Consider the following 18,910-nt stretch of genomic DNA (forward strand, 5'->3'; position numbering starts at 1 on the left):
GGCGCCCCCTGCACGTGCCCGCCCCGGTCGGCGGGCAGGTGCCCTCCTCCCGACGTGAGCGCGAGAAGGCGCGCTTCTGCGGACCCGGGCTCAGCCGAGCAGCTGCCTCACGCGCACGCGCAGACGAGCCGGTCCCCGGCCTGAAGGGGCCCGGCCGTCGGGTCGTTGTAGTGGAGCACCCGCCCTGCCCGCACCACCGCGAGGACGGGCGTGGACACCTCGTGCAGCTGCCGGCCGACCTCGTCCGGCGCGACCTCCCGGTCGACCAGGTCGAGCCCGGTGCCGAACGCGACGAGGTCCTCGACCACGGCGACCGCGGCCGGGCTGTCGGCGGCCAGGCCGAGCAGCCGGCCGGTGGTCTCCGACGTGACGATCACGGAGCTGGCCCCGCTCTGCTCGAGCAGCTCGGCGTTCTCGGACTGGCGCGCGGCGGCGACGACGCGTACGGCCGGGTTGGCCCGGCGCGCGGTGAGCGTGGCGAGGATGGCCGAGTCGTCACGCCCGAGCGCGACGATGACGGTCGAGGCGCGCTCGATGAGCGCCTCGTGCAGCGTCGCCTCGTTGGTCGCGGGCCCGGCGACGGCGACCAGGCCGTGGTCGACGGCGGCCTCGACCGCGCGGATGTCGGCGTCGACGACGACGATGCGGTCGCGCGGCTGGCCCTGCAGCAGGAGCGCCCGGACGGCGTTGCGGCCCTTCGTGCCGTAGCCGAGCACCAGGACGTGGGACTTCACGCGGGACCTCCACCGGGCCAGCCGGAACTCCTCGCGCGAGCGCGCGGTGAGCGCCGAGATCGTGGTGCCGACGAGCACGATGACGAAGAGCAGCCGCATCGGGGTGACGGCGAGGGCGTTGATGAGCCGCGCGCTCTCGGTGACCGGGGTGATGTCGCCGTATCCCGTGGTCGAGAGCGTGACGGTCGTGTAGTAGAGCGCGTCGATGACCGACACGTCGCCGTCCACGTTGTCGGTGTAGCTGCCGCGCTCGAGGATGACGATCAGCCAGTTGACGCAGACCAGCGCGAGCGCCAGCCCGAACCGCAGCAGGATGGCGAGGATCGGGTTGGTCGGCGGGCTGCCGGGCAGCCGGATGCCGCGGAAGTGGCGCGTGCGGGCATACCAGCCCGAGCGGGGGGGCACGGCTACCGTCCCGCCTCTCGCCGGTCAGGGGTCATGGCGCAGCCGGGCGTACGACACGAGGTCGTGCCACCGGCCCCGTCGGAACTGCGCTCCACGCAGGACCCCCTCCCGGGTGAACCCGGCCTTCTCCAGCGCCCGCTGCTCGGGCAGGTTGCGCACGTCGGTGGACGCCTCCACCCGGCAGGCGTCGGTCGTCGCGAAGAGCATGTCGGCGAGCAGGCGCTGCGCCCGGCTGCCCGCACCGCGCCCGCGGAACGGCGGGTGCAGCGAGATCCCGACGTTCCAGGCGCGCGACTGCGGGTTCGGGCCGTACGGCACGGCGTGCCAGCTCACGGACCCCGCGATGCACCCGTCGACCTCGACGACGAGGAACCCGTAGCCGCGCTCCGCGCCGTCGCGGCTCAACAGGTCCGCGTGGGACCGCGGGGGGAGCCCGAAGTCCCCCCACTCCCCCGTGTGCTCCGGGTCGCGGTCCCAGTCGTCCAGCGTGGGGACGTCGCCGGACGCCACCGCCCGCAGCCGGACGCCGCTGCGCGAGCTCACGACAGCGCCACCGTGAGGACGAGCGCGGCCACCAGCACGACGGCCGGGACGATGACGTCCCAGCGCCAGGTCACGACGACCTCCCCGTCCGGCGCGAGCTCCCGCCGCTGCTCCCAGCGCGAGATCAGCCGGGCGGTGAGCGCCTCGGAGCCGCGGCGCCGCGGCTCCTCGACGCCGGCGGCCTCCGCGACCCGGTCCCGGGCGAGGTGGCGGCGCTTGCGCGGCGCGGAGGCGTACGCCACGAAGGTCCCGCGGTCGGTGCGGACCTCCAGCGACCACTTGCCCCCGAGGTGCTGGATGCGCGGCCACGGCACCCGGATGTCGCGGACGACGTTGACCAGCGTCAGGGCGTCGTCGTCCTGCAGGACGGCGGGGCGGTAGCCGAGCGCGTAGAACGACAGCGAGATCAGCGCCAGCACCTCCGTGACCACCAGCCGCTGGAAGCCGGTGCCCCGGACGAGCGTGTCGACGAGCAGGATCGCGGCCACCACGAACCAGATGACCGCGACCGCGCGCGACAGCCCGCCGCGGTGCATCTCGCTTCCGCCGGCGGCGGGGCCTCGCGTGCTGTCCACAGCGCCGATCCTGCCCTAGTGATCGGGGGCGTACGCGTGGGCGGGCTGGCACCCGACCGGGCCGGCCGGAGCGGCATAGACTGCGCGGAGTGAGCGCGACAGTGACGTCGGAGCCGGCCGAGGCCCGGTTCCCGGCGCTGGAGACGGTGACCTCGAGCGGTACGGCGACCGAGGGCACGCTGCGCAGGTTCCTGCACGGGCTGCCCGGCGTGGACCAGGTCGGCGCCGAGGCGCGGGCCGCGACGCTGGCCTCCCGCTCGGTCAAGGCCGAGGCGAAGCGGCAGCTGATCGACCTGGCGATCTCCTGCATCGACCTGACCACGCTCGAGGGCGCGGACACCCCCGGCAAGGTCCGCGGGCTCTGCGCGAAGGGCAAGCGGCCCGACCCCGCGGACGAGTCCTGCCCGAAGGTCGCCGCGATCTGCATCTACGGGGACCTGGTGCCGGTCGCGGTCGAGGAGCTGCGCGGCAGCGGTATCAACGTCGCCGCGGTGGCGACCGCGTTCCCCAGCGGCCGGGCGTCCCTGCAGGTCAAGCTGCAGGACACCCGCGACGCCGTCGCCGCCGGCGCCGACGAGATCGACATGGTCATCGACCGCGGGGCCTTCCTCTCCGGCCGCTACGCGCAGGTGCTCGACGAGGTCCGCCAGGTGAAGGCCGCGTGCGGCAGCGCGCACCTGAAGGTCATCCTCGAGACCGGTGAGCTGGCCACCCTCGACAACGTGCGCCGCGCGTCCTGGCTGGCGATGCTCGGCGGCGCGGACTTCATCAAGACGAGCACCGGCAAGATCAGCCCGGCCGCGACGCTCCCCGTCGCGCTGGTGATGCTCGAGGCCGTCCGCGACTTCCACGCCGCGACCGGGCGCCGGATCGGTTTCAAGCCCGCGGGCGGCATCCGGACCGCGAAGGACGCCGTCAAGCACTTCGTGCTCGTCCACGAGACGTGCGGCGACGACTGGCTCGACCCGGGCTACTACCGGCTGGGCGCCTCGAGCCTGCTCAACGACCTGCTGCTGCAGCGTCAGCGCATGGCGACCGGGCGCTACTCCGGCCGCGACTACGTGACGGTGGACTAGACGATGTGGGTGAAGTAGCCGTGCGATTCGAGTACGCCCCCGCCCCGGAGTCGACGGCCGTCGTCGACGTCGCCCCGTCGTACGGGCTGTTCGTCGACGGCGCCTTCGTGGACCCGGTCGACGGCGAGCCGTTCAAGACGGTCAACCCGGCCACGGAGGAGGTCCTCTCCGAGGTCGTCGCCGGCGGCCCCGCCGACGTGGACCGGGCCGTGCGGGCCGCGCGCCGGGCGTACGACGAGGTCTGGTCGCGGCTGCCGGGGCGCGAGCGCGGCAAGTACCTCTTCCGCATCGCCCGCATCCTGCAGGAGCGGGCCCGCGAGCTGGCCGTCCTCGAGACCCTCGACAACGGAAAGCCGATTCGCGAGTCGCGCGACGTGGACGTGCCGCTCGCGGCGGCGCACTTCTTCTACCACGCCGGCTGGGCGGACAAGCTCGCGTACGCCGGCTTCGGCCCCGACCCCAGGCCGTACGGCGTGGCGGGCCAGGTCATCCCGTGGAACTTCCCCCTGCTGATGCTGGCGTGGAAGGTCGCTCCCGCCCTCGCCTGCGGCAACACCGTCGTGCTCAAGCCGGCGGAGACCACGCCGCTGACCGCACTGCTGTTCGCGGAGATCTGCCAGCAGGCCGACCTGCCACCGGGTGTGGTCAACATCGTCACGGGCGCAGGGGGGACCGGGCGCTCCCTCGTCGAGCACGACGGCGTCGACAAGGTCGCGTTCACCGGCTCGACGGAGGTCGGCAAGGCCATCGCCCGCTCGGTGGCCGGCACCGGCAAGCGCGCGTCGCTCGAGCTCGGCGGCAAGGCGGCGAACGTCGTCTTCGACGACGCGCCCATCGACCAGGCCGTCGAGGGCATCGTCAACGGCATCTTCTTCAACCAGGGGCACGTCTGCTGCGCGGGCAGCCGGCTGCTGTTGCAGGAGTCGGTCGCCGAGGAGGTGCTCGCCGCGCTCAAGCGGCGGCTGGGGACGCTGCGCCTCGGCGACCCGCTCGACAAGAACACCGACATCGGCGCGATCAACTCGCCCGCGCAGCTCGCCCGCATCCGCGAGCTCTCCGACATCGGCGAGGCCGAGGGGGCGCAGCGCTGGTCGCCCGCCTGCGAGCTGCCCGAGCGCGGCTACTGGTTCCCGCCGACCCTCTTCACCGGCGTCTCGCAGGCCCACCGCATCGCGCGCGAGGAGGTCTTCGGCCCGGTGCTGTCGGTGCTGACGTTCCGCACGCCGGCCGAGGCCGTCGAGAAGGCCAACAACACGCCGTACGGCCTGTCCGCCGGTGTCTGGACCGAGAAGGGCTCGCGGATCCTCTGGATGGCCGACAAGCTCGCGGCCGGCGTCGTCTGGGCCAACACGTTCAACCGCTTCGACCCCACCTCGCCGTTCGGCGGCTACAAGGAGTCCGGTTGGGGCCGCGAGGGCGGCCGGCACGGGCTGGAGGCCTACCTTCATGGCTGAGCAGAACGCAGCTCCGACGAACAGCACTGCCCGCATCACGGTTCGCAAGACCTACAAGCTCTACATCGGGGGCGCCTTCCCCCGCAGCGAGTCCGGCCGGTCCTACGCCGTGACCGCGGCGGATGGCAGCTTTCTCGCCAACGCGGCCCTCGCCTCCCGCAAGGACGCCCGTGACGCCGTCGTGGCGGCCCGCGGCGCGTTCGCGAAGTGGGCGGGCGCCACGGCGTACAACCGAGGGCAGGTGCTCTACCGGGTCGCCGAGGTGCTCGAGGGCCGGCGCGCCCAGTTCGTCGACGAGGTCGGCGCCGCCGAGGGGCTGGACGCGAGGGCCGCGGGGCTCGTCGTGGACGCCGCGATCGACCGGTGGGTCTGGTACGCCGGCTGGTCGGACAAGATCGCGCAGGTGCTCGGCGGCACTAACCCCGTCGCCGGCCCGTACTTCGACTTCTCGCTGCCCGAGCCCTGCGGGGTCGTGGCCGTCGTGGCCCCGCAGCAGTCCTCGCTGCTCGGCCTCGTGTCCGTCGTCGCGCCGGCCGTCGTCGGCGGCTGCACGGTCGTCGTGCTGGCCAGCGAGGAGCGCCCGCTGCCGGCCGTCACGCTCTCGGAGGTGCTCGCCACCTCCGACGTCCCCGGTGGCGTCGTCAACGTGCTGACCGGGCGCACGGCCGAGGTCGCGCCCTGGCTGGCGGCCCACATGGACGTCAACGGCCTCGACCTGGCCGGCGCCGCGCCCGCGGACGTGCAGGGCCTGGAGGTCGCGGCGGCCGACAACCTCAAGCGCGTACGCCGACCGGACCCGCGCGAGGACTGGGCCGCCGAGCCCGGGCTGGACCGGCTGCGGGCGTTCCTCGAGACCAAGACGGTCTGGCACCCCGTCGGCATCTGAGCGGGCACGCAGAAGGCCCGGGCGGTCGTCCCGCCCGGGCCTTCGTCGTGCAAGGGTCGTTCAGTGGCCGGCGTGCGACATCACGCGCGCGGTGGCCTGGTCCAGCTCGTCGGTGATCTCCTCGGCCGGGGCGATGATGATCCAGATGCCGAGCGCGGCGTCGCGGTGCATCTTCACCACCGGCAGCGTCTTGCGGGCGAGGTCGAGCACGGCGGCGTTGCGGCTCACCATGCGCGTTTCGCCGGTCAGCAGGATGGCCTTGCGGTGCGCGGACACCTGCTTGCGGGCCCAGTTGCGGTCGAAGGCGAGGCCGTCGAGGGCGGCGAGCTTCTCGATGGCAGCCGCGTCCGCGGGCGCCAGCTTGGTGGGAAGCGTGACGTTGTGGGCGCGGGCGAGGGCCCGGACCTGCGCGAGGTGCTTGCGGTGGTCCGCCACCAGCACGGCGCCCAGGGCCGCCACGCCGATGGTCTCGGCCTTGTCGATCGCGAGCTGACCGGCCCGGATCTCGAACAGGTCGGACGCGGCGATCGCCTTCAGCCACGCGACATCCATCGCCCGGGCCTCGGCCGCCGTCGCCTGTCGGGACACCGAGTGCTCGACGGGGGCGGCGAGCGCCGGGGCGGAGCCCAGGGTCAGGGCGGCCGCGGCCAACGCAGCAGGGACAAGAAGCTTGGTCTTCATCGACGTCCTCCGCAGGGCCGCCGGGCCACCTCGGCCCGATCAACGTCCCCGTGCCGTGTCGAGTCCCCCGCCTGGGCCCGCGCAAACGGACACTTGCCGCACTTGCGGAGCGTTCCGACCGCGATACCGGCCGTAGGTGCCCCGCGCCCCGGCTCACCGTGCGGACGGAGCGGCGCCGAGCGCGGCGTACCCGGGCTTGATCACGTCCTCGATGAGGGCAAGGCGCTCGTCGAAGGGGATGAACGCGCTCTTCATCGCGTTGACCGTGAACCAGCGCAGGTCCTCCAGGCCGTAGCCGAACGCGTCGACCAGCAGGCCCATCTCCCGTGACAGGCAGGTGCGGCTCATCAGCCGGTTGTCCGTGTTGACCGTGACGCGGAAGCCCAGCCGGCGCAGCAGGCCGATCGGGTGCTCGGCCACCGACGGGACGGCGCCGGTCTGGACGTTCGACGACGGGCACATCTCCAACGGCACCCGGGTGTCCCTGACGTACGCCGCCAGCCGCCCGAGCTTGGGCGCGCCGTCCACGCCGACGGTCAGGTCGTCGACGATGCGCACACCGTGGCCGAGCCGGTCGGCCCCGCACCACTGCAGCGCCTCCCAGATGCTCGGCAGCCCGAAGGCCTCCCCGGCGTGGATCGTGAAGTGCGCGTTCTCGCGGCGCAGGTACTCGAAGGCGTCGAGGTGCCGGGTGGGCGGGAAGCCCGCCTCGGCCCCGGCGATGTCGAAGCCGACCACGCCCGCGTCCCGGTAGCGGACCGCCAGCTCGGCGATCTCGGAGCTGCGCGCCGCGTGACGCATCGCCGTGAGCAGCGTCCCGATGCGGATCTCCTGGCCGTTCGCCGCAGCCGACGCGCTGCCCCGCCGGAAGCCTTCGAGGACCGCCTCGACGACCGCTTCGAGGGCGAGCCCCTGCTCGACGTGGAGCTCGGGGGCGAAGCGGACCTCGGCGTAGACGATCCCGTCGGCGGCCAGGTCCTCCGCGCACTCGGCCGCCACCCGCTGCAGCGCCCGGACCGTCTGCATCACGCCGACGGTGTGCGCGAACGTCTCCAGGTAGCGCTCGAGCGAGCCGGACGAGGCCGCCTCGTGGAACCACGTCTCCAGCGTCGCCGGGTCGTCGGCCGGGAGCCGGTCGTACCCCGCCTCCCGGGCCAGGTCCAGCACGGTCGCCGGGCGCAGGCCGCCGTCGAGGTGGTCGTGGAGCAGCGCCTTCGGCGCCAGCCGGACCTGGTCGGGAGAGGGCGCTGTCGTCACAGCCGTCGACGGTAGGCGCTCGTCAGTCCTCGCGGTGCACGAGCCCCGGCCCGAACGCCGGCAGGCACACGGCGACGTACTCCGCGCCCTCCGGGCCGACCGAGTAGCGGACCCGCTCCCCCGCCCGGGTCAGCACGGCCTGGCCGGCCGACACGGACATGCGGCCGCTGTCGTGGTCGACGAGCACCGAGCCGCTGAGCACGAGCGTGACCTCGTCGAACTCGGGGGTCTGGGCCGGCTCCTCCCAGCCGGCGGGGGCGCGCATGTGAGCGACGGACACCTGCTCGGTGCCGGTGCGCACCCGCCCGACGTACTCGTCGATCTGCTTGCCCCCGGGCACGGGGATGCGCTCGGGCGCCTCGATGAGCTGCGGCATGCGGTCAGCGTCGCATACCGCGGGAGGCCGGAGGCCGCGGCCCGGTCCCGGCTGCCGAGCCTGCGCCACCCCAGCCGTTCGCCCGCGCCGTGGTCCACCCGGCCACCGCGAGCAGCACCGCCCCGGGCACGACTCCGCCGACGACCTCGACCGCCTGCTGCCGGGAGCCCAGGGCGGCGAGCCCCAGCCCCGCGAGGCCGCAGGCCGACAGCACGACGGCGAGCCCGACGAACACCCGCTGCCGCCACACGACGGCGAGCCCGAGGAAGTGCGCTCCCACGACGAAGGACACCCACGCCACGCCCGCGTCGGGGGTGTCGAGGGGCCCGTTGAGCACCGCGAGCCCGCCCCACAGCGCGACCGCCTCCCCCGCCACCACGGCCCAGTAGCCCCGGCCGAACCCGCCTTGCGGAGCCGGCCCGGAGGGCGGGTGCACGTCCTTGCCGCCATGGGCGAACGCGGCGAGCAGGACGGCGAGGAACACCAGGCCGGCGCCGGCCCGCAGCCCCGTCGCCGCGACCCCGGGGAGCCCGCCGGTGTTGAGGAGCACGAAGAGCAGCCCGAAGGCGGCGCCGATCAGCGAGCCGAGCTTGGCCGGGGACACGGACGGGGCCTCCTGGCGTACGGCGGCGGGACAGGGGCGGGCGCTTCGGGCGCCCGGGGACCGGCGCGGGCCGGCGGTCAGTGCTCCCGGAGCCAGCCCTCGACCTGCGCGCCGGGCATCGGCCGGGCCAACGCCCAGCCCTGCACCAGGTCGCAGTCGAGTGTCTCCAGGACCTCCCAGGCCTGCTCGCTCTCGACGCCCTCGGCCACGACGCGCAGCCCGAGCGCGCGGGCCATCTGCGTCACCGCGCGCACGACGGCGGCGTCGGCCCGCGAGCTCTCCAGGTGCTGGACGAACGAGCGGTCGACCTTCACCTCGCTGACCGGAAGGCGGCGCAGCTGGGCCAGCGAGGAGTAGCCGGTGCCGAAGTCGTCGACCGAGAGCGTCACGCCGAGGTCGACCAGGCCGCGCAGGACCTTCATCGCCCGGTCGGCGTCGGCCATCAGGGAGCTCTCGGTGATCTCCAGGACGAGTGCCTCGGCCGGCACCCGCGCCTGGGTCAGGGCGTGGTGCACCAGGTGGACGAACCCGTCGTCGCTCAGGCTGCGCGCCGAGACGTTCACCGCGACGGCGAGGTCGCGCCCGTGCTCCCGCCACCCGGCCAGGTCGTGCAGCGCCGAGCGCAGCACGAAGTCGGTCAGCCCGCCGATGACGCCGGTGCGCTCGGCCAGCGGGATGAACTCGTCCGGCGGGACGCGCCCCCAGACCGGGTGCTGCCAGCGCAGCAGCGCCTCGAAGGCCCGGACCCGGCGGTCGTGCGCCCCCGCCTGCGGCTGGTAGTGCACCTCCAGCTCGCCGCGCACGACGGCGCGCGCCACGTCGGCTGCGAGCGCCAGCCGCCGCGGGCCGGCCTCCTCGTCGGCAGCCTGGTAGCGCCGGGTCTGCCGCTGGGCGAACTTGGCCTGGTGCAGCGCGATCTCGGCGTGCCGGAGCAGCTCGGCCCCGGAGGACCCGTCGTCAGGGCACATGGCGTAGCCCGCGGTGGCGCTGACCGGCAGCTCGTAGTCCCCGAGGTCGAGAGCCGCGGCGAGCGCGGCCAGGACGCCGAAGACCGCCCCCTCGGGGTTCTCCCCCTCGACCCAGGGCAGCGCCACGGCGAACTCGTCGCTGCCGACGCGGGCGACCGGGGCAGGCTCGCTCACCAGGGCACGGACGCGGCGGGCGACGGCCACGAGGACCTGGTCGCCGACGTCGTGCCCGAGCGCCGCGTTGACCTCGCCGAACCGGTCGATGTCGAGCAGCACGACGACGAGCGGCCGGCCGCCGGACGCCGCAGCACCGTCCACCTGCGCGGTGAAGGAGGCGCGGTTGGGCAGCCCGGTGAGGGCGTCGGTGAGCGCCGCGCGCTCACGCTCGGCGGCGGCGGTGCGGATACGGCGTACGAGGTCGGCGTTGCGCAGCGCGATGCCGGCCTGGCCGGCCAGCGACTCCAGCAGCTGCAGGTCGTGCTCGTCGAACGTCGACACCCGGTCGACCCGGCCGGCGACGACGAGCGCGCCCGTGACGGTGCCGCCCGCGCGCACCGGCACCGACAGCCCGTCGCGATACCCGTCGGCCACGCCGTCGCCCGGATGCGCGCGGTTGCGCGGGCGCAGGACCGGCCGGCCCTCCAGCGCGCGTGACCACCAGGGGCCCGCCACGATCGCCGCGTCCCCCGTCACCCGCTGGAAGCTGGGGTCCTGCACGACGAGCGCGCCGCCGTCGGCCCGCAGCAGCTCCTTGGCCTGCGCCACGACCGTGTCCGGGACCGACTCGTCCTGCAGCGCGGAGTCCACCGCCCGGGTGAAGTGGTGCAGCGACTCCAGCCGCTCGTGCCGCTGGCGAAGCGCGTGCTGGGAACGGAAGACCAGCACGACGGCCAGCACCAGCGGCGCGAGCAGCAGCAGCGCCGCGGACTGCACGTCGACCTGGCGGACCGTCAGCAGGCCGGTGCAGGTGACGACCAGCGTGACGAGGACCGCGAGCGGAAGGGTCCGGGCCAGCCCCAGCGCGGGCTCGTGCCCACCCTGCAGCGCGATCACCACCGACAGCAGGACGGCGAGCGCCACGACGGCGACCGTGGTCCCGAGGAGCACGGCCACCCAGCTGTGCGGCTCGAGCGAGGACGCGTCCGGGTCCAGCGCGCGGGTGACGACGACGGCCAGCGTCGTCTGCAGCGCCGCGCCGGTCAGGTTGACGAAGAGCATCAGCGGGCGCTGCCGCTGCACCAGCAGCAGCGCCGCCCCGGTCCCCACGAGCCGGGCGAGCAGCAGCTCCTGCGGGGTGGTCAGGAGCAGCCCGAGGACCAGGGGGATCTCGGTCAGCGAGAGCCCCTGCGCGTGGCGGCCGATGACGATGTCGGCGTAGAGCAGCTCGGTCGCCGCGAACAGCCCGGCGAGCAGCACCCACGAGATCCGGACGCGCTCGGGCGCCTCCGACGGCACCGCGCCCGTCGCCCAGGCCACCGCCAGGGCGAGGGCAACGACCCCCGCGAGCGCCCAGACCGGGCCGGTACGCGGGTCGCCGGCCCCCTCACCTCGCACCCCGGGACGGCCGAGCGCGCCGTGGCGCGAACGGCTCGTCACGGTGGTGCGTATCCGGTTCACTACGGAGAGGATTGCACTAACCCGCCGGGATGATGTCGCCGACCGCCTGCTCGCCCGCTGTGAGTTCGTGCAATGGCCGGGCTCAGCGCCAGGTCAGGCCACGCCACGTCAGCCCGCGCCAGGTCAGCCCGCGCCAGGTCAGCCCGCGCCAGGTCAGGCCGCGCCAGGTCAGGCCGCGCCACGTCAGGCCGCGCCACGTCAGCCCACGCCACGTCAGCCCCTCGAGGGTGACGTCGCCGGCCGTGTCCCACGTGGTGCCCGCCGCGGAGGCCGCGGCCCAGGACGTGCCGTCCCAGCTGCGCCCGAACACGTCGACCTCGCCCTGCAGCACGTTGCCGTCGGCGTCGACGAGGTGCTCGCCGCCACGGGCCAGCTCGATGCTGCCGGTGCCGGTGGCCGCTGCGAAGGCCTGCACCGTGGCCGGGGTGCGCAGCGCGAGGCTGCCCGCGACGTCGAGGGCCCCCGGGACGCCCGCCGTCCGTGCGGCGACGGGAAGCCGGTCCGCGCCGTCGACGAGCAGGGCCTTGACCTGGTCCGGGGTGAGCTCGGGACGGGCCTGCAGCAGCAGGGCGGCAGCGCCGCTGACGACGGCGGCGGCCTGGGAGGTCCCGGTCCCGCGCAGGAAGCGCGGCGGGATGCCGTTCACCGGGGCGGCCGCGTCGAGCGTCGACCCGGGCACGCGCAGGCCGGCCACGGCCCGGCCGGGGGCGAGCAGGTCCGGCCGGCGCTCGGGCGTGCCGGCGTTGCTGAACGCCGCCATGGTGTCGTCGCCCGGCTGCTCGGTGCCCTGGTCGTCCGTCGCGCCGACCGCGATGACGTACGGGTCGATCGCCGGGTTGAGCAGCGGCGTGGCGCCACCGTCGTTGCCGGCCGAGGCGACGACGACGATGCCCGCCCGCCAGGCGTGCTCGGCGGCGGCGGCCAGCGGGTCGAGCAGCCGCGACTGGCGCAGCTCGCGGCCGAGGGAGAGGTTGAGGACGCGCAGGTTCAGGCCCGGGTCGTCGCGGTGCGCCACGGCCCAGTCCAGGGCGGCGATCACCTGCGTGACGTCGGCGGCGCCGTCGCGCCCGGCGACCTTGAGGTTGACCAGGTGGGCGTCGGGGGCGATGCCCACGACGGCGTCGCCGTCGCCCTCCTTGCCCGCCCGCACCTCGGGGTCGCGGGCCGCGATGATGCCGGCCACGTGCGTGCCGTGCCCGAACGTGTCGAGCCCGGCAGGGACGCCGGCGCCGGCCTCGAACGACAGGTCGAGGGCGTTCACGATCTTGCCGGGGGCGTCGAGGCCGCGCACCGGGGCGATACCCGTGTCGATCACGCCGACGCCCACGCCGAGGCCCGTGACCCGGCGGCCGGCCGGGTCGAGCCGCTTCCACGCCCTGGGTGCCTCCACCGTCCGGGCGATGCGCCCGAGCGAGCCGGCCGCGCGGCCGTCCCAGGCCTCCCCGAGGAAGTCCACGCGCCCCTGCCCGGCCCCGCGCGGTGCATCGGCGGAGCGCTGGGCCCCACCGGGCGCGGCGGTCACGGGGACGGCGGCGTCCGGTGCGGCCGGCAGCGCGGCGGCCTCGGCGGCCGGCGCCACGGGGGCCAGCACGGCCGCCCCCACCAGGACGTGCAGGTATCGCGCGGTGCGACGAGTAGCGATGTTCACGGTCCCCCCAGGGATCAGGTCTTCCGCCTGATACGTCGTGAGGAGAAGGGCCCCGCCTTATACCGCAAACGAGTGCACGTGTGTAGTGCGACTGGGCCCGTACGAATCAGGCGTACGACACCCTAGTGCTACATACCGTGCATGATTCGTTGCGCAGCGCTACTCGGACGGGTGCTTTCTCAGCCGAGCGAGCTCCCGTCGGCCGCGAAGCGTCCGAGGACCACGGGCCCGGGTGACCCGTCCGCCCTGCCCTGCCCGGACGGGGCCACGGTGACGGCCCCCTCCAGCGCCTCGATCGCGCGCCCGAACCGCTCGGGGGTGTCGGTGTGCAGGGTGAGCAACGGCTCCCCCGCCCGCACCTGCTCGCCCGGCTTGGCGTGCAGCTCGACCCCGGCGCCGGCCTGCACCGCGTCCTCGCGCCGGGCGCGCCCGGCCCCGAGCCGCCAGGCCGCCACCCCCACCGCGTACGCGTCCAGCGCCAGGAGGGCCCCGTCCGCCGGGGCAGGAACCACGTGCGTCTCGCGCGCGGCCGGCAGCGGGGCGTCGGGGTCCCCGCCCTGGGCGGCGATCATGCGCCGCCAGGCGTCCATCGCGCTGCCGTCGCGCAGCTTGTCGGCCGGGTCCGGCCCGTCCATGCCAGCCGCGGCGAGCATCTCCCGGGCCAGCGCGACCGTCAGCTCGACGACGTCGGCCGGGCCACCACCGGCGAGCACCTCGAGCGACTCGCGGACCTCGAGGGCGTTGCCGGCGGTCAGGCCCAGCGGGGTGGACATGTCGGTGACCAGCGCGACCGTCGTCACGCCGGCGTCGGTGCCGAGGTCGACCATGGTCCGGGCCAGCTCCTGCGCCGACTCCAGGGTCTTCATGAAGGCGCCGGAGCCGACCTTGACGTCGAGGACGAGCGCCCCGGTGCCCTCGGCGATCTTCTTGCTCATGATCGAGCTGGCGATGAGCGGGATCGACTCCACCGTGCCGGTGACGTCGCGCAGCGCGTAGAGCAGCCGGTCGGCGGGTGCCAGCCGCTCGGTGGCCGCGCAGATGACCGCGCCGAGGTCGCGCAGCTGCCCCCGGATCTCCTCCAACGACAGCGAGGCGCGCCAGCCCGGGATGGCCTCGAGCTTGTCCAGCGTCCCGCCGGTGTGGCCGAGGCCCCGACCGGACAGCTGCGGGACCGCAGCGCCGCACGCCGCCACGAGCGGGGCGAGCGGCAGGGTGATCTTGTCCCCGACCCCCCCGGTGGAGTGCTTGTCGACCGTCGGCCGGCCGAGGTCGCCGAAGGACAGCCGGTCCCCGCTCTCGATCATCGCCGAGGTCCAGCGCGCGATCTCCGGCCGGCTCATGCCGCGCAGCAGGATGGCCATGAGCAGCGCCGACATCTGCTCGTGGGCGACGTCGCCACGGGTGTAGGCGTCGATCACCCAGTCGATCTGGGCGTCGGACAGGGCGTGGCCGTCGCGCTTCGCGCGGATGACGTCGACCGCGTCGAAGGCCACCCGGGACGTGAGGTCGGAGGCGGCGGTCATGCCTGCGTCCCCCGCGACGCCTCCCACTCGGCGCGCAGGTCCGCGTCGTCGAAGCCGTACGGGAGGATGCCGTCGATCGTGTACTCGCCGCTCTCGAGCAGGATCCGGCAGCTGCGGCCGCCGGCCTCCAGCAACAGCTGCCGGCAGCGGCCGCAGGGCGAGAGCAGCTGCCCGTGCCCGCCGACCGCGACGACCGCGACGAGCCGGCCGCCGCCGGAGTTGTGCAACGCCGTCACGAGCCCGCACTCGGCGCAGAGCCCGACGCCGTACGACGCGTTCTCCACGTTGCACCCGCTGACGACCCGCCCGTCGTCGACCAGGCCGGCGGCGCCGACGGGGAAGCGCGAGTACGGCGCGTAGGCACGGCCGGCCGCCTGCACCGCTGCGGCGCGCAGCGCGTCCCAGTCGACCGGAGGGGTGTCGCTCATCTGCCTTGTCCCTTGCGGTAGACGACGCCGTCGGCGGCCGGCGGCCGTAGCCGTTGCGAGGCCAGCGCGAGCACGAGCAGCGTCGCGACGTACGGGGTCATGCCGGTGAAGTCACCGGGGACGGTGTCGGTGAGCGCGAACCACAGCAGCACCAGCCCGGCGACGACGATCGAGGCCGCGCCCTGGGGGAGGCGGCGCTGGACGAGCATCCACACCCCCAGCGCGAGCAGCCCGATCCCGAGGACGAGCAGCAGCGCGTGGATCGACTCCTCGCCCTGGCGCAGCCGCAGCCCGTCCGTGTAGCCGAAGAGCAGCGAGCCGCCGGCGAGCCCGCCCGGGCGCCAGTTGCCGAAGATCATCGCGGCGAGGCCGATGAACCCGCGCCCGCCGGTCTGGCCCTCGCGGTACTGGCTGGCCGCGACGACCGCGAGGAACGCCCCGCCGAAGCCGGCGCAGGCGCCGGAGATCACGACGGCGGAGTACTTGTAGCGGTAGACCTTCACGCCGAGCGACTCGGCGGCCCACGGGTCCTCGCCGCAGGAGCGCAGCCGGAGCCCGAAGGCGGTCCGCCAGAGGACGAGCCCGGAGGCGACGATCAGGACGACGGCGAGCACCGTCAGGATCGAGACGCCGGTCGTCACCGCGCGCAGCACCGCGGCGAGGTCGGAGACGAGGAACCAGTGGTGGCGCTCGAGGTCCAGCAGCCGGTCGCCGACCCACGGCACGCTCAGCGTCGGCAGCTCGTCGACCTGCGGCGACTGGGTGGAGCCGCCGCCCTCGGTGCCGGTGAGCAGGCGGGCGGCGAGGTACTGCGTGGCGCCGAGCCCGAGGATGTTGATCGCGACGCCGGAGATGATGTGGTCCACGCCGAAGGTCACGGTGGCCACGGCGTGGATCAGCCCGCCGATCGCGCCGAAGGCGATCCCCATGAGGACACCGAGCCACGGCCCGTGCTGATAGCCCCACCAGCCCGCGCCGAAGCTGCCGGCGATCATCATGCCCTCGAGCCCGATGTTCGTGACGCCCGCCCGCTCGGACCAGAGCCCTCCCAGGCCGGCGAGCGCGATGGGCGCCGCCAGCCCGAGCGCGGTGCCGAGCGTGCCGCTGGAGCTGATCTCCTGCGCCCCGGTGACGACGCGCACCAGGCTCACGACCACGAGGCCGAGCGCGAGCAGGGCCGCGAGCCGGATCAGCCGGGTACGCCGGTCGGACCGGGAACGGGCGGCCGGGCGGGTGCCGCCGCCGGCGTCGCGCGGGGTGCCGCCCCCGGGTGTCTGGACGGTGGCGCTCATGCCGGTTCTCCCTGCGGCGCGCCGGCCCCCCCGGAGGGGCCGCCCCCGCCGACCGGCCCGCCGCCGGCGGCGAGCGGGTCGGCGGCCGCTACGCGGCGCTGCTCGCTCACCACTCGGTAGCGGCGGACGAGCTCGTACGCGACGACGACGCTCAGCACGATGGTCCCCTGCATGATCGTGACGATCTCGTTCGAGACGCCGGCCTGGATCTGGAGGCGGTTGGCGGCGACGTCCAGGTACGCCCAGAGCAGCGCCCCGATGGCGATGCCGATCGGCGAGTTGCGCCCGAGCAGCGCGATCGCGATGCCGGTGAAGCCCAGGCCCGACTGGAAGGTGAGGGTGTAGGCGTACGGGTCCTCGCCGACGAGGGCGGGGATGCCCACGAGGCCGGCGACGGCCCCGGAGATGAGCATCGCGGCGACGACCATCTTCTTGACGTTGACGCCGCTGGCCACGGCCGCGCTCTCGGACATGCCGGTGGCCCGCAGATCGAAGCCGAACCGGGTGCGCTCGAGGAGCAGCCAGTAGGCCAGGCCGGCCACGGCGGCGAGCACGACCAGGCCGTACATCCGGATCGGGGTGTCCAGGAAGCCGAGCTCGATGCCGGGCACCCGGCCCGACGCCGGCAGCTGGTCGGTGGAGAGGTTGAGGCTGGTCCCCTGGTCCCCCGCGGCCGTGCGCAGCAGGAACGCCACGAGCGCGGTCGCGATGGAGTTCAGCATGATCGTGGAGATGACCTCGCTGACCCCGCGGGTCGCCTTGAGCAGCGCGGCCACCCCGGCCCACATGGCCCCGACCGCCATCGCCACCACGACGATCAGCGCCACGTGCAGGGGCGCGGGCAGCGAGACCGCCGCGCCGACGTACGCGGCGCAGAAGGCGGCCAGGCGGTACTGCCCCTCCACGCCGATGTTGAAGAGGTTCATCCGGAACCCGACCGCCACCGCGAGCGCGGCGAAGTAGTAGGTCGTCGCGCTGTTGAGCATGTTGACGACCGCGCGCGAGCGCTGGGCGTCCGTGGCGTCGACCAGCAGCAGGGTCTCCCACACCTTGCCGACCGGGTCGCTGGCGACCACCAGCACCAGGCTGGTGACCAGGATGGCGATGATCAGCGCCAGCACCGGTGCGGCGAGCCCGGCGAGCACGGCCCGTGGGTCGACCCGGCGCACCGCAGCCGGGGAGGCCGCCGGCGCCCCGCCGCTCACGCCCGGGCTCCCGTCATCGCCGAGCCGAGCGTCTCGGGGGTGGCGGTCCGCGGGTCGAGCTCGCTGACGAGCCGTCCCCGCAGGATCACGCGCAGCGTGTCGGACAGGCCGATCAGCTCCTCCAGGTCCGCGCTGATGAGCAGCACCGCGAGGCCGCGGGCGCGCGCCTGGCGGATCGACTCCCAGATGTGGGCCTGGGCTCCGACGTCGACCCCGCGGGTCGGGTGCGAGGCCACCAGCAGCACCGGCTCGCCGGTCAGCTCGCGGCCGATGATGAGCTTCTGCTGGTTGCCGCCGGACAGGGCCGAGGCGAGCACGTCGATGCCCGGCGTGCGGACGTCGTTCTCCCGCACGATGCGCTCGGTGTCGGCGCGGGCGGCCCGGCGGTCCAGGAGCGGCCCTCGCGAGTTCGGGCGCTGGGTCTGGTGGCCGAGCATCCGGTTCTCCCAGAGCGGGGACTCCAGCAGCAGGCCCTGCCGGTGCCGGTCCTCGGGGACGTACGCGACCCCGGCCTCGCGCCGCCGGCGCGTCGACCAGCCGCTGATGTCCTCCCCGGACAGCCGGACGGCCCCGTCGGCCGCGCGCATGCCGAGGATGCACTCGACGAGCTCGCTCTGCCCGTTGCCCTCCACCCCGGCGATGCCGACGATCTCGCCGGCGTGGACCGTGAGGCTCACGTCCGCGAGCTGGGCACGCCCGTCCGCGCTGTGCAGCGTCAGGCCCTCGACCTGCAGCACCGGCCGGTCCGTGACGGTCGACTCGCGGGTCTCCGGCGAGGGCAGCTCGCTGCCGACCATGAGCTCGGCCAGCCGGCGCGAGTCCACCTCGCCCGGCAGGACCGTCGCGACGGTGGTGCCGCGCCGGATGACGGTGATCTCGTCGGCGACGGCGAGCACCTCGTCGAGCTTGTGCGAGATGAAGACCACGGTCAGGCCCTCGGCCTTGAGCTCGCGGAGGTTCGCGAAGAGCTCGTCGACCTCCTGCGGCACCAGCACCGCGGTCGGCTCGTCGAGGATGATCGTGCGGGCGCCGCGGTACAGCACCTTGAGGATCTCCACGCGCTGCCGGTCGCCGACCCCGAGGTCCTCGACGAGCCGGTCCGGCGGCACGTCGAGCCCGTACGCCCGGCTCAGCTCGGCGATCCGGCGGCGCGCCTTGTCGCCGATGCCGTGCAGCTTCTCGGCGCCGAGCACGACGTTCTCGAGGACGGTCAGGTTGTCCGCGAGCATGAAGTGCTGGTGCACCATGCCGACCCCGACCGCGATCGCGTCGGCCGGGGAGGAGAACGAGACCTCCCGGCCGTCGACCGAGATCGTGCCCTCGTCCGGCCGCTGCATGCCGTAGAGGATCTTCATCAGCGTCGACTTGCCCGCACCGTTCTCGCCGACGATCGCGTGGACGCTGCCGCGCCGGATGCGGATGTCGATGTCACGGTTGGCGACGACGCCGGGGAAGCGCTTGGTGATGCCGCGGAGCTCGACCGCGAGGTCGGAGGGCGCGGCCGGGCCGCTCGCGCCCTTCTCGAGGCGGGGCCCGCCGGGCGGGGGGGCTGCGGTGGCGATCGCAGGCCTCCTGACAGGAAGGGAGCCGGTGCGGCTCTGGGCGGTGCTGGACGTACGGAAAAACCGGTTGCGCTGG

17 protein-coding genes are annotated in these 18,910 nt (G+C 74.5%); 3 read left to right on the plus strand and 14 right to left on the minus strand.

Annotated elements, in window-relative coordinates; all coding sequences use genetic code 11:
* Positions 1–107: 107 nt before the first annotated feature.
* Genes G9H72_RS01330 through G9H72_RS22740 form a run of 3 tightly spaced genes read right to left on the minus strand, consistent with a single transcriptional unit; the run spans position 108 to position 2,257 of the window.
* Positions 108–1,139 carry a potassium channel family protein gene (locus G9H72_RS01330; RefSeq protein ID WP_331271878.1) on the minus strand — a complete coding sequence of 344 codons (1,032 nt, stop codon included), beginning with the start codon at positions 1,137–1,139 and terminating at the stop codon, positions 108–110.
* 24 nt (positions 1,140–1,163) lie between these two features.
* On the minus strand, positions 1,164–1,682 hold the full coding sequence (locus G9H72_RS22735; RefSeq protein ID WP_166166371.1) for a GNAT family N-acetyltransferase: 519 nt from the start codon (positions 1,680–1,682) through the stop codon (positions 1,164–1,166).
* Positions 1,679–2,257, minus strand: coding sequence for a hypothetical protein (locus tag G9H72_RS22740; protein WP_166166373.1), 579 nt, complete (start codon positions 2,255–2,257; stop codon positions 1,679–1,681). Before G9H72_RS22740 ends, G9H72_RS22735 begins: the two co-directional genes overlap by 4 nt.
* 137 nt (positions 2,258–2,394) lie before the next feature.
* On the opposite strand from G9H72_RS22740, the gene deoC reads away from it, so the two are divergent.
* Genes deoC through G9H72_RS01355 form a run of 3 tightly spaced genes read left to right on the plus strand, consistent with a single transcriptional unit; the run spans position 2,395 to position 5,673 of the window.
* On the plus strand, positions 2,395–3,333 hold the full coding sequence (deoC, locus tag G9H72_RS01345; RefSeq protein ID WP_196790693.1) for a deoxyribose-phosphate aldolase: 939 nt from the start codon (positions 2,395–2,397) through the stop codon (positions 3,331–3,333).
* Positions 3,334–3,353: 20 nt separating this feature from the next.
* Entirely contained in the window at positions 3,354–4,787 is a 1,434-nt protein-coding gene (locus tag G9H72_RS01350; RefSeq protein ID WP_166166374.1) for an aldehyde dehydrogenase family protein, read from the plus strand.
* On the plus strand, positions 4,780–5,673 hold the full coding sequence (locus tag G9H72_RS01355) for an aldehyde dehydrogenase family protein (protein ID WP_166166375.1): 894 nt from the start codon (positions 4,780–4,782) through the stop codon (positions 5,671–5,673). The genes G9H72_RS01350 and G9H72_RS01355 overlap by 8 nt, the downstream gene beginning before the upstream one ends.
* Positions 5,674–5,733: 60 nt before the next feature.
* Here G9H72_RS01355 and G9H72_RS01360 read toward each other — a convergent pair whose 3' ends face one another.
* The 11 genes from G9H72_RS01360 to G9H72_RS22745 form a co-directional block, all read right to left on the minus strand.
* Entirely contained in the window at positions 5,734–6,354 is a 621-nt protein-coding gene (locus G9H72_RS01360) for a DUF4142 domain-containing protein (RefSeq protein WP_166166376.1), read from the minus strand.
* 153 nt (positions 6,355–6,507) lie between these two features.
* Positions 6,508–7,611, minus strand: a complete 1,104-nt coding sequence (locus G9H72_RS01365) for an adenosine deaminase (protein ID WP_166166377.1) — start codon at positions 7,609–7,611, stop codon at positions 6,508–6,510.
* Between the two features lie 22 nt (positions 7,612–7,633).
* Positions 7,634–7,987, minus strand: a complete 354-nt coding sequence (locus G9H72_RS01370) for a cupin domain-containing protein (RefSeq protein WP_166166378.1) — start codon at positions 7,985–7,987, stop codon at positions 7,634–7,636.
* A 4-nt stretch (positions 7,988–7,991) separates the two neighbouring features.
* On the minus strand, positions 7,992–8,591 hold the full coding sequence (locus G9H72_RS01375; protein WP_166166379.1) for a hypothetical protein: 600 nt from the start codon (positions 8,589–8,591) through the stop codon (positions 7,992–7,994).
* Positions 8,592–8,668: 77 nt separating this feature from the next.
* Positions 8,669–11,176, minus strand: coding sequence for a putative bifunctional diguanylate cyclase/phosphodiesterase (locus G9H72_RS01380; protein ID WP_331271880.1), 2,508 nt, complete (start codon positions 11,174–11,176; stop codon positions 8,669–8,671).
* An 82-nt stretch (positions 11,177–11,258) separates the two neighbouring features.
* Positions 11,259–12,824 (minus strand): S8 family serine peptidase, encoded by a 1,566-nt coding sequence (locus G9H72_RS01385; protein ID WP_166166381.1) that lies wholly within the window; start codon positions 12,822–12,824, stop codon positions 11,259–11,261.
* 179 nt (positions 12,825–13,003) lie between these two features.
* The gene (locus G9H72_RS01390) at positions 13,004–14,347 is read right to left on the minus strand and encodes a thymidine phosphorylase (protein WP_166166382.1); all 1,344 of its coding nucleotides are present in this window, start codon (positions 14,345–14,347) and stop codon (positions 13,004–13,006) included.
* Complete coding sequence (locus G9H72_RS01395; RefSeq protein ID WP_166166384.1) at positions 14,344–14,775, minus strand: cytidine deaminase; 432 nt, start codon at positions 14,773–14,775, stop codon at positions 14,344–14,346. The genes G9H72_RS01390 and G9H72_RS01395 overlap by 4 nt, the downstream gene beginning before the upstream one ends.
* On the minus strand, positions 14,772–16,067 hold the full coding sequence (locus tag G9H72_RS01400; RefSeq protein ID WP_166166386.1) for an ABC transporter permease: 1,296 nt from the start codon (positions 16,065–16,067) through the stop codon (positions 14,772–14,774). Before G9H72_RS01400 ends, G9H72_RS01395 begins: the two co-directional genes overlap by 4 nt.
* Positions 16,064–17,272: an ABC transporter permease gene (locus G9H72_RS01405; protein ID WP_331271881.1), complete on the minus strand. Its 1,209-nt coding sequence runs from the start codon at positions 17,270–17,272 to the stop codon at positions 16,064–16,066. The genes G9H72_RS01400 and G9H72_RS01405 overlap by 4 nt, the downstream gene beginning before the upstream one ends.
* On the minus strand, positions 17,269–18,834 hold the full coding sequence (locus G9H72_RS22745) for an ABC transporter ATP-binding protein (protein WP_166167688.1): 1,566 nt from the start codon (positions 18,832–18,834) through the stop codon (positions 17,269–17,271). The genes G9H72_RS01405 and G9H72_RS22745 overlap by 4 nt, the downstream gene beginning before the upstream one ends.
* Between the last annotated feature and the right edge of the window lie 76 nt (positions 18,835–18,910).

The organism is Motilibacter aurantiacus, assembly GCF_011250645.1.
Taxonomy (GTDB): domain Bacteria; phylum Actinomycetota; class Actinomycetes; order Motilibacterales; family Motilibacteraceae; genus Motilibacter_A; species Motilibacter_A aurantiacus.